This is a genomic window from Rhodoferax sp., from assembly GCF_010365055.1.
In the GTDB taxonomy this organism is placed as follows: Bacteria; Pseudomonadota; Gammaproteobacteria; order Burkholderiales; family Burkholderiaceae_C; genus Rhodoferax.
The window spans coordinates 156,790-165,680 of the sequence record NZ_JAAFHA010000004.1 but is presented as its reverse complement, the minus strand read 5'-3'; the positions used below and the strand labels follow the sequence as shown (position 1 = coordinate 165,680).

Here is an 8,891-nt window from a genome sequence, read left to right as displayed (position 1 = left end):
TCAAACTGCCCAAGTTCCGCAGCATGCGGGTGGGCACGCCTGCGGTGGCCACCCATTTGCTGGCCGACCCCAAGGCGCATCTCACGCCCATTGGCAGCTTTTTGCGTAAGAGCAGCCTGGACGAGCTGCCGCAGCTGTGGAGCATTCTGGCCGGCGACATGAGCTTTGTGGGGCCGCGTCCGGCGCTGTTTAACCAGCACGACCTGATCGCGCTGCGCACCCAGTCCGGCGTGCATGAGTTAGTGCCCGGGCTGACCGGCTGGGCGCAGGTGAATGGGCGTGATGAGTTGCTGATCCCAGACAAGGTCAAGCTCGATGCAGCCTACCTGCAGCGCCAGTCGCTGGCGTTTGATGTTCGCATTTTGTGGCTGACCTTTGTCAAGGTACGGCGCCGGGATGGGTTGGCGCACTGATGCTTCCCCAATTGCCTGCACACCATCTGGTATACCGCATAACTCGAACCAATTGAACATCCATTTACGCCCATTTCGGGCTCAATCGTTGATAGACTTTCCGGGGTTTTTAATGGGTGTTATTGGGTGTATTATTGGTTCCATGCTCCGTTCTGACACCCTCAAGATCACACCTGAAATTCTGGGCCTAATCGCTCGAATCGATGAGTTCAAAGGCGCTTGGCGTTCGTTAGGAACCCTTGCCCCTGATCGGCTTTCAGCTTTGCGCAGGGTTGCCAGCATCGAGAGCATCGGGTCGTCCACCCGCATCGAAGGTAGCAAGTTGACCGATCGAGAGGTCGAAAAACTGCTTTCCAACTTGGCCATCCAGTCCCTCGAGACCCGCGATGAGCAGGAGGTGGCAGGCTACGCCGAGTTGATGGACTTGGTGTTCAGCGCTTGGCGGGACATCCCGTTCAACGAGAACCATTTCAAGCAATTGCACCAGATTTTGCTGCGTCACAGCGAAAAGGACGCACGGCATAGAGGTGCGTACAAGACCAGCTCGAACAGCGTAGCCGCGTTTGATGAAAACGGGGTGCAAATTGGCATTGTGTTCGCTACGGCAAGCCCATTTGACACGCCACGACTGGTAGCTGAATTGGTGGCCTGGGTGAATGAGGAGCGTGTCAAAGCTCAGTTGCACCCGTTGCTGATCATTGCCATCTTCGTGGTGGTGTTTCTGGAAATTCACCCTTTTCAGGATGGCAATGGGCGACTCAGTCGGGTGCTGACGACTTTGCTACTAATTCAGGCTGGCTATGTCTACGTGCCCTACAGCTCATTGGAAAGCGTTATCGAATTCAACAAAGAGGCCTATTACCTTGCCTTGCGGCAGACGCAGGGGTCGATCCGTACCGACGCACCCAACTGGCAACCGTGGCTTGTTTTTTTCTTGCGATCGCTGGCCGAGCAGGTCAGGCGACTTGAAAAGAAGGTCGAGCGCGAGCGGATCGTGCTAGCCACCTTGCCCGAGCTGTCGCTACAGATCGTCGAATTCGCCCGTGAGCACGGCCGCGTCACGATCGGTGATGCCATTAAATTGACGGGAGCCAGCCGAAACACGCTGAAGCAACACTTCCGAAATTTGGTCGAGCATGGTCATTTGAATCAACATGGCAGCGGACGCGGTGTTTGGTACGAACTCAAGTAACGTTAATTGGGGTCAGATTCCAATTAATTATGGTTAATTTGGCTGTAGCCCTCATGATACTTGCACATACAGCTATTAAATTAAGAGCGTTTGTCGATTGATATTGGACGAGCTGCCGCAACTGTGGAGCATTCTGGCGGGCAACATGAGCTTAGTGAGGCTGCGACGAGCTGCCGACGCCCGACAAGGTGAAGCTCGATGCAGCGTAACTGCAGCGCCAGTCGCAGGCGTTTGACATTCGCATTTTGTGGTCGACCCTGGTGAAGGTGCTGCGGCGGGATGGGGTGTCGCATTGATTCAGGGTCGACCAGTTAACTTCATATTTCATAGCTGCTTGACCAATAGGGACGGGGGCTACAGGCTGATTTCCCTCAAGGCAGCCTCAAAGTCTGAAGTTGCGGGTATTTCTCATGGGCCAGCACAGTCCAGCCGGCCTTGACCTGCGCATAGGCTGCTTCGCCATGCAGCGCTCGCATGACGAGCAACTGGCGGATGGCTTCGTCGGGGTTGCCATTCAGGGCCAGCGACTGGGCGTAACGATTTTGCGTGGCGGGCCAGGGGAAGCGCAAGGCGACTTTTCTGGCCAGATCCACCTCATCCGCGCTCATGCCCGGCTTGGGCACGATGCGTCCGCCGTGCAGCAGCGCGTCCAGTTGCGTCAGCAAGACCACATGGGGCCGCTGGTAGCTGGCAGGTGTGGTTCCAATGCGCAACGCCTCAAAGCGAACAATTCGAAAATCTTCTTCAATTGCCATGTATTCGACCACCGACCACGCCATCACCCCGGTCGTCACAAGCAACAGGGCCAGCGCCGGTTTCACGCCCAGGCGAAAGGCGGGTTTGGCACCCACCGCGCCTTCCAGCGCGCCCACGGCGAACATGACGGGCACCAGAAAGTACGCGTAAGCAAACGGAAACTCCAGCATCGAATGCACCGCCACCGGCACTATCAGCGCCAGACAGTACCAGGACACCAACTGGCGGGCCGAGCGCACACGGCGCCAGAGCCAAACGCCAGTTACCAGCACCAGCAGCGCGGCCAATGGCAGGCCTAGTCCCAAGGCCAGGTCCAGCACAATGTTGTGCGCGTAGGTAAACGGCTCGCTCACTGCATAGGCGCTAACCACGGCGTTGTGGGCGGTTGACACCTGGCCCAGTCCCCAGCCCCACCAGGGCCGTTGCAGCACGGCCTCAATCAGTTGCGGCCACACCAGCCAGCGAGTACCGACACTGACATTGACTTGAGCGCCGAGCTCGCTGGTTTGCTGGACGGCATCCATCAGTCTGGGCCAGAACCAAAACAGACCCAGGAAAGCCACGCCACCACACGCCACCACCCAAGGAGAAAGCCTGAAGTCAAGAGACTTGCGCTTGGCAAACCACCAAAGCATCAAGAAGAGAAGGCTCAGAACGCCGGTGCGGGATTCGGTGGCCGCCACGCCCGTCAGCAGCGTGAACGCGAGCAGCGCCGACGCCAGCGCGCCGAGCTTTTTCGATTCGTACAGGAACATCAAACTGGCCAGGCCCATCAGGAGCAGAGTTGCCAACTGATTGGGCTGCCCCAAATTGCCGCCGGGGCGGCGCAATTGCGGCATGCGGCTGATCCAGGCGGAGTCTACCCACAACTCGAAGACTTGGGCAAAGGCCACGATAGCTGATAAACAAGCGCCAAACAGCAGGGTGCAAGCAAAGACGGTGTAGGCTTTTTGCTCGTTGCCGACTGCATAGCCCAGCGCTACGCAAGCAATGCAGATGATCACATACACCGTGAGGACGAAGGCATCACCGAAAAAAGTGAGCAGGCCGCTGGTGGCCTGCAGCCAAATCAGCAGTCCCAACGCGACTAGCGGTAGCGCAGTGACAGGAGTAGCGATGGTGGCTGCAAGATTTTTTTTTGCCACAACGAACACAGCGTACCAGGCGAGTAGCAGGGCCGCCAAAAAAGCCAGCACTTCGTTATGCCAGCTGACCCAAGGTGGAAAATGCAAAGGCACTAACCAACTGAGGAATAAGAGGGAAAAACCAAGCAAGTAGTGCATGAGATAAAAAAATACGCCCCAGCGGGGCGTATTTTTAATTGCAGGGTGACTGCGGCTGACAACAGTTCACGCTAGGCAAACTCTATGTTCAATTGGCAGCCCAGGAACCCACTGCGGTATAAGCTGTTGCTACAGCACTGCGGCATGAACCAGGAAGATACTTCCCAATACCTACGACGCTTGGACCACATTCCCAACCAGTAATCCCGCCGGTAGTAGCGTCCACTGTTGGAACCAAGTAAACGGAACCAGTAACTTGCGAAAGATTGGCAGTTCGCACCTCTACGGCAACCGCGCCAAAACCGTCAGTCTTGATCGAGTTAACGTACTTGGTTGTTGGATTCGACGCCTCGCAACCCCATTTTCCAGCGGTTGGCATGGAGGCTGCGTTGTTCGTCTGACGCGTTTCAGTCACACTGGTGCGGCAGGCTGACGCCGCCAAAATAACTTCCGACATCTTGGCGCGAATCGTGTAATCCTGATAAGCCGGCAAGGCCACCGCAGCCAAAATACCAATAATCGCTACCACGATCATCAATTCGATCAGGGTAAAACCCTTTTGCATAGAACGCTTCATGAAAGCTCCAAAAGTTAAGAAAAGAACAAAGGCACGATCTCTATAAGCAGATTCCGTGCCATTCGCAGAAAAACTCCCTAAACGAGGCAATCATCGCTTTTTGCCTCAATGCAGCCCTGACCGTTGTCCAAACACATGTTTCAGACTTGAACGACCCGGCCTTTTGTGTGTCACGAACTTAAATGACACGGACTTTTGCGTGTCACGAACCTGGACGAGCCGGATTGTTGTGTGTCACGAGCTCGTGATGTGGATATGAATGCTTGTTAACATGAAGCCATGAGTCTGGATGTCATCAGTGTTGAGGCGGCTATCGCCATTACCGAACGCAGTCGCAGTACATGGTGGCGGCGCATAGCCAAAAGCGAAATCACGCGCGTTGCTGATGACGCGCGTGGGCGCGCCATGCTGTTATGGAGCGAAGTGGTTCCGCAAATCTGTGTGCCCATGGAGCCGATTGACTTGGCCGTTGTCTTGCACGCCGACGCGGGTGACGCGGCTGCGCAAAACGACATCGGCCAGTTTTTCTCTATCGCTGGCAAGCACAAGATCGCATTCTATTGGCTCCAGCAAGCCGCTCAGCAAGACCACCCCGACGCCATGCAATGGCTCGGTCGCTGCTACATCAGCGGTGACGGGGTGCCGAAGAATGACAACTTGGGCATCATGTGGATTGCCAAGGCAGCCGCTCATGATCACGTCATCGCTCAAACCCAAATAAAGGGCTTGCGGGGTGGGAAATTTGTGGCACAAACAAATAGCGTTTAGCTGCTGCCCTGTAATTGGGGTCAGATTCCAATTAATTTATGGTTTTTAAGGTTATAGCCCCCGTCAACACTGCGTGAGCAGCTATTGTTTTGAATATGATGGTGCCGATGTTGGGGGCGATGCAGGTGGATATTTCCAAAGCGCGGCAGTTGCTGGGCTGGGCGCTGTCGGTGTCTGTGGACGAGGGTTTAAAGCGAATAGTCATACCAGTGCATAATGCATATATGCATTAGAAGGAGTATTGGCATGCAAAAAAGAATGACCATCACCATGGATGAAGCGGTCTATGAGGGTCTGGTGCGCGTCGTGGGCCGCAGAAAGATTAGCGCTTTTATTGAGAATCTGGCTCGCCCTCTGGTTGTGGGCGATGATTTGGCTGCTGGCTACCGAGCCATGGGGCAAGACACAGCGCGCGAAGAAGAGGCATTGGCCTGGAGTGAAGCGCTGATAAGTGACGTGGCCCATGCGCCGCGGTGAAGTCTGGTGGGTGGATTTTGATCCCGCTAGGGGGGGCGAAATTCGCAAGACCCGACCTGCTGTCATCGTCAGTAATGACTTGTCAAACGCGCATCTGAATCGTGTGCAAGTGGTGCCTTTGACTTCTAATACCGGGCGTCTTTATCCCAGTGAAGCGGTCGTCGCAGTGGCGGGGCAGGCCAGTAAAGTCATGGCTGACCAGCTCACCACTGTGGCTAAAGAGCGCCTGACTACTCGTCTAGGTGTCCTTAATAGAGCTGACATCAAAATCGTTGAGCATGTCGTTCAAATCCAGTTGGGCCTGCCACTTTGAGGATCCTCACTTGACGCCCATCGGCAGTTTCTGTCGCCACAAAGCACAATGGGTCAACTCCGTAAAAGAGCTAACCCATTGATTTTATTGGTCGGAATGAGAGGATTCGAACCTCCGACCCCTTCGTCCCGAACGAAGTGCGCTACCAGGCTGCGCCACATTCCGAAGTTTCTGTTGTTTATTGCCTGCGGTTTTAAGACTGACGCGCCAACAACTGAGTCCCCAATTGTAGCAAACAGTCGCTGTGCGGACCGGCCGGCAGTTGCCTGGCGGCGGTGATGGCGCGTTGCGCCTCCTGGGTCGCGGCCAAGCGGGCCACATCGAGTGCGCCGGTCGTTTTGACGATGTCGACCACTTGATCCAGCATGGCCACGCCGCCGGTCTCGATCGCTTCCTTGATGAGCGCGCGTTGGCTGGCGGTGCCGCGTTGCATGGCGGCAATCAGCGGCAACGTGGTCTTGCCTTCGCGCAGATCATCGCCCAGGTTCTTGCCCATGACCGCCGCCTCACCGGTGTAGTCCAGCACGTCGTCAATCACCTGGAAGGCGGTGCCCAGCGCCTGGCCGTACTCGGCGCAGATTTCTTCCAGTTCAGGCGAGCTGCCGGCCAGGATGGCGCCCACTCGGGCGCTGGCCTCAAACAGTTTGGCGGTTTTGGAGCGGATCACCCGCAGGTAGCCGGCTTCATCGAGCTCGGCGTTGTGCATGTTCATCAGTTGCTGCACTTCGCCCTCGGCGATGACGTTGGTGGCGTCCGCCAGCACTTGCATGATGCGCATGTTTTGCGCATCCACCATCATTTGAAAGCAGCGCGAATACAAAAAGTCGCCGACCAACACACTGGCCGGGTTGCCAAAGGTTTCGTTGGCCGTTGGGTTGCCGCGCCGCAAGGACGAATCGTCCACCACGTCGTCGTGCAGCAACGTGGACGTGTGGATGAACTCCACCACGGCCGCCAGATTGAAGCGTTGAGCCCCTTTGAAGCCGAGCGCACCGCAAATCAGCAGCAGCAGGGCGGGGCGCAGGCGCTTGCCGCCCGCTGCAATGATGTAGCGTGCGACTTGTCCCACCAATGGCACCCCGGAGTCAAGGCGATGGGCAATGACCTGATCAACTTCACGCATGTCTTGCGCAATGACCGACATGGAAGGATTGGGGCTGGATGGATTAACTTGCAAGACAAATGACCAGTTGTGTGCGCGGATTATAGGAAGGTGGCGCTGCTGAAAATGGGGCTTAAGGGGGTGGTTGTTGCTGCCAGGCCCCTATGTTATAGTAACGGGCTCTGTGAAAATCCGTTTGCAGAGCTAAATTCAAGAGGTCAACATGTACGCGGTCATAAAAACCGGCGGCAAGCAATATCGAGTTGCAGCCGGCGAAAAAATTAAAGTAGAACAGATTGCTGCGGACGTAGGCCAAGAGATTGTGTTCAACGAGGTTCTGGCGGTCGGCAACGGCGCAGAACTCAAAGTTGGCACGCCCTTGGTGTCCGGCGCAACGGTCAGTGTCACGGTGCTGGCACACGGCAAGCACGACAAGGTCAGCATCTTCAAGATGCGCCGTCGCAAGCATTATCAAAAGCGCCAAGGGCATCGTCAGCAGTTCACTGAATTGCTGGTGAACACCATTGCTGGATAAGGAACAAGGTCATGGCACATAAAAAAGGCGGCGGCTCTACGCACAATGGGCGCGATTCCAAGCCCAAGATGCTCGGTGTGAAGAAATTCGGTGGCGAGTTGGTCAGCGCAGGCGCGATCATCGTGCGCCAACGTGGCACCAAGTTCCACCCCGGCACCAATGTCGGTATCGGCAAGGATCACACGCTGTTTGCGCTGGTGGACGGCCATGTGGCGTTTACCACCAAAGGCGCCATGAACAAGTCGACCGTGAACGTTGCAACGGCTTAAGGCCTGGCCAACGCTCCTCCAAGACCCTGCGCATGGCGCGGGGTTTTTTATTTGTAAAACGAGCCCTTGTAGGACAGACCAAGAGATACACCAAGTGAATTTTGCTCGGTCCGCAACTGATTAAAAATGAAATTCGTCGACGAAGCCTATATTGACATCTCTGCCGGAGACGGTGGCGCGGGCTGCGTGTCGTTCCGGCATGAGAAGTACAAAGAATTTGGCGGTCCCAATGGCGGCGATGGCGGCCGTGGCGGCCACGTCTTTGCTGTGGCCGACCCAAACCTGAATACGCTGGTCGACTTCCGCTTTTCCCGCCGGCACGATGCCAAGCGCGGCGAGCACGGCATGGGTTCGGACATGTTTGGCGCCGCTGGCGACGACATCACGCTCAAAATGCCGGTCGGCACCATCATCACCGACGCCGAGACTGGTGAGGTGTTGTTTGAGTTGCTGACTCCCGGTGAAGTCATCACCATCGCCAAAGGGGGTGATGGCGGTTTTGGCAATATGCGTTTCAAGAGCGCCATCAACCGCGCGCCGAGGCAAAAAACGCCTGGCTGGCCCGGCGAGAAGCGCAACCTGAAACTCGAACTCAAAGTGCTGGCCGATGTCGGGCTGCTGGGCATGCCCAACGCCGGTAAATCCACGCTGATCTCGGCCATCTCCAACGCGCGCCCGCGCATCGCTGACTATCCGTTTACCACCTTGCATCCCAATTTGGGCGTGGTGCGGGTCGGGCCCGAGCAGAGCTTTGTGGTGGCCGATTTGCCGGGTCTGATCGAAGGCGCCTCCGAAGGCGCGGGCCTGGGTCATTTGTTCCTGCGCCATTTGCAGCGCACACGCTTGTTGCTGCATGTGGTGGACATGGCACCGTTTGACGAAGGTGTGGACACCGTCGCGCAAGCCAAAGCGATTGTGAATGAGCTCAAAAAATACGATCCGGCGCTGTACAACAAGCCACGCTGGCTGGTGTTGAACAAGCTCGACATGATTGCGCTGGAAGAGCGCGAGGCGCTGGTGAAAGACTTTGTCAAACGTTTCAAGTTCAAGGGCCCGGTATTTCAGATTTCCGCGCTCACGCGCGAAGGCTGCGAACCGCTGATCAAGATCATCTACCAGCATGTGAAGGCGCAGCAAAAGGCCGAACAGACGCCCGAGGCGGTGGACCAGCGTTTTGCGCCGGACGCTGAATAACGCAAATATCTG

General features: G+C 56.4%; 12 protein-coding genes and 1 tRNA gene. 9 read left to right on the top strand and 4 right to left on the bottom strand.

Going from position 1 to position 8,891, the window contains the following annotated elements:
* The 3 genes from GZ093_RS02425 to GZ093_RS02415 form a co-directional block, all read left to right on the top strand.
* Positions 1 to 413 (top strand): sugar transferase (locus tag GZ093_RS02425; protein WP_296481569.1); only part of this gene is annotated, 413 nt, incomplete at its 5' end.
* Complete coding sequence (locus GZ093_RS02420) at positions 397 to 1,605, top strand: Fic family protein (protein ID WP_296481566.1); 1,209 nt, start codon at positions 397 to 399, stop codon at positions 1,603 to 1,605. The genes GZ093_RS02425 and GZ093_RS02420, both read left to right, overlap by 17 nt.
* 97 nt (positions 1,606 to 1,702) lie before the next feature.
* Positions 1,703 to 1,840, top strand: a complete 138-nt coding sequence (locus GZ093_RS02415; RefSeq protein ID WP_363260038.1) for a sugar transferase — start codon at positions 1,703 to 1,705, stop codon at positions 1,838 to 1,840.
* A 136-nt stretch (positions 1,841 to 1,976) separates the two neighbouring features.
* Here the strand turns inward: GZ093_RS02415 and GZ093_RS02410 are convergent, their stop codons facing one another.
* Positions 1,977 to 3,443, bottom strand: coding sequence for a Wzy polymerase domain-containing protein (locus GZ093_RS02410; protein WP_296481565.1), 1,467 nt, complete (start codon positions 3,441 to 3,443; stop codon positions 1,977 to 1,979).
* A gap of 289 nt (positions 3,444 to 3,732) precedes the next feature.
* Positions 3,733 to 4,221, bottom strand: coding sequence for a pilin (locus GZ093_RS02405; RefSeq protein WP_296481563.1), 489 nt, complete (start codon positions 4,219 to 4,221; stop codon positions 3,733 to 3,735).
* A 279-nt stretch (positions 4,222 to 4,500) separates the two neighbouring features.
* Here GZ093_RS02405 and GZ093_RS02400 point away from each other — a divergent pair, with 279 nt between their 5' ends.
* The 3 genes from GZ093_RS02400 to GZ093_RS02390 all read left to right on the top strand — a co-directional run bounded on the left by GZ093_RS02400 (position 4,501) and on the right by GZ093_RS02390 (position 5,779).
* Positions 4,501 to 4,989 carry a tetratricopeptide repeat protein gene (locus GZ093_RS02400; RefSeq protein WP_296481561.1) on the top strand — a complete coding sequence of 163 codons (489 nt, stop codon included), beginning with the start codon at positions 4,501 to 4,503 and terminating at the stop codon, positions 4,987 to 4,989.
* A 246-nt stretch (positions 4,990 to 5,235) separates the two neighbouring features.
* Positions 5,236 to 5,466: an addiction module antitoxin gene (locus GZ093_RS02395; protein WP_296481559.1), complete on the top strand. Its 231-nt coding sequence runs from the start codon at positions 5,236 to 5,238 to the stop codon at positions 5,464 to 5,466.
* Positions 5,453 to 5,779 carry a type II toxin-antitoxin system PemK/MazF family toxin gene (locus GZ093_RS02390; RefSeq protein WP_296481556.1) on the top strand — a complete coding sequence of 109 codons (327 nt, stop codon included), beginning with the start codon at positions 5,453 to 5,455 and terminating at the stop codon, positions 5,777 to 5,779. Before GZ093_RS02395 ends, GZ093_RS02390 begins: the two co-directional genes overlap by 14 nt.
* Before the next feature lie 88 nt (positions 5,780 to 5,867).
* Here GZ093_RS02390 and GZ093_RS02385 read toward each other — a convergent pair.
* Both GZ093_RS02385 and GZ093_RS02380 read right to left on the bottom strand, forming a co-directional pair.
* Positions 5,868 to 5,944: transfer RNA gene (locus tag GZ093_RS02385), tRNA-Pro, on the bottom strand.
* A gap of 28 nt (positions 5,945 to 5,972) precedes the next feature.
* Positions 5,973 to 6,923: a polyprenyl synthetase family protein gene (locus GZ093_RS02380; protein ID WP_296481553.1), complete on the bottom strand. Its 951-nt coding sequence runs from the start codon at positions 6,921 to 6,923 to the stop codon at positions 5,973 to 5,975.
* Between the two features lie 181 nt (positions 6,924 to 7,104).
* On the opposite strand from GZ093_RS02380, the gene rplU reads away from it, so the two are divergent.
* The 3 genes from rplU to cgtA all read left to right on the top strand — a co-directional run bounded on the left by rplU (position 7,105) and on the right by cgtA (position 8,879).
* The gene (gene rplU / locus GZ093_RS02375) at positions 7,105 to 7,416 is read left to right on the top strand and encodes a 50S ribosomal protein L21 (RefSeq protein ID WP_041790293.1); all 312 of its coding nucleotides are present in this window, start codon (positions 7,105 to 7,107) and stop codon (positions 7,414 to 7,416) included.
* Between the two features lie 11 nt (positions 7,417 to 7,427).
* Entirely contained in the window at positions 7,428 to 7,685 is a 258-nt protein-coding gene (gene rpmA, locus GZ093_RS02370) for a 50S ribosomal protein L27 (protein ID WP_296481547.1), read from the top strand.
* A 126-nt stretch (positions 7,686 to 7,811) separates the two neighbouring features.
* The gene (cgtA, locus tag GZ093_RS02365; protein WP_296481544.1) at positions 7,812 to 8,879 is read left to right on the top strand and encodes an Obg family GTPase CgtA; all 1,068 of its coding nucleotides are present in this window, start codon (positions 7,812 to 7,814) and stop codon (positions 8,877 to 8,879) included.
* Positions 8,880 to 8,891: the final 12 nt, after the last annotated feature.

Bases quoted from the DNA above. Each gene is read 5' to 3' on its own strand.
- GZ093_RS02420 (WP_296481566.1), top strand. From the start codon at position 397: ATGGGTTGGCGCACTGATGCTTCCCCAATTGCCTGCACACCATCTGGT.
- GZ093_RS02405 (WP_296481563.1), bottom strand. From the start codon at position 4,221: ATGAAGCGTTCTATGCAAAAGGGTTTTACCCTGATCGAATTGATGATC.
- GZ093_RS02400 (WP_296481561.1), top strand. From the start codon at position 4,501: ATGAGTCTGGATGTCATCAGTGTTGAGGCGGCTATCGCCATTACCGAA.
- GZ093_RS02395 (WP_296481559.1), top strand. From the start codon at position 5,236: ATGCAAAAAAGAATGACCATCACCATGGATGAAGCGGTCTATGAGGGT.
- GZ093_RS02390 (WP_296481556.1), top strand. From the start codon at position 5,453: ATGCGCCGCGGTGAAGTCTGGTGGGTGGATTTTGATCCCGCTAGGGGG.
- GZ093_RS02380 (WP_296481553.1), bottom strand. From the start codon at position 6,923: ATGTCGGTCATTGCGCAAGACATGCGTGAAGTTGATCAGGTCATTGCC.
- rplU (WP_041790293.1), top strand. From the start codon at position 7,105: ATGTACGCGGTCATAAAAACCGGCGGCAAGCAATATCGAGTTGCAGCC.
- rpmA (WP_296481547.1), top strand. From the start codon at position 7,428: ATGGCACATAAAAAAGGCGGCGGCTCTACGCACAATGGGCGCGATTCC.
- cgtA (WP_296481544.1), top strand. From the start codon at position 7,812: ATGAAATTCGTCGACGAAGCCTATATTGACATCTCTGCCGGAGACGGT.